Here is a 267-nt window from a genome sequence, read left to right as displayed (position 1 = left end):
GCCAAGCATTTTTTCGAACATACATTCGACTTTTTCCAGAACAAACAAAAAACCGTAACAAAGTTATCGCTTTGCTACGGTTCTTCCGTCAACACTCATTCAATTATAGGCTAGTTTTTGCTTTCTTTCAAGCGTCTCCAGAGCTGATAGAGCGCAGTCTTCGCGGACCTGTGTTTAATAGATTCCCTGTTTCCGGAGAGCTGCAGCGTAAATACCTGCGTTTCCGTATCCTTTTGAGCAAAGCCGATGTAAACAAGTCCTACCGGC

At 43.8% G+C, this 267-nt stretch carries 1 protein-coding gene; it reads right to left on the bottom strand.

The features are described 5' to 3' along the window. Positions 1–110 precede the first annotated feature (110 nt). The coding region (locus KVT27_RS24860; RefSeq protein WP_217582196.1) for a CinA family protein at positions 111–267 on the bottom strand (157 nt) is incomplete at its 5' end.

The organism is Lysinibacillus sp. GbtcB16, from assembly GCF_019091145.1.
GTDB classification, from domain to species: domain Bacteria; phylum Bacillota; class Bacilli; order Bacillales_A; family Planococcaceae; genus Lysinibacillus; species Lysinibacillus fusiformis.
The sequence above is the reverse complement of the archived record's forward strand: the minus strand, read 5'-3'. Positions and strand labels throughout refer to the sequence as shown.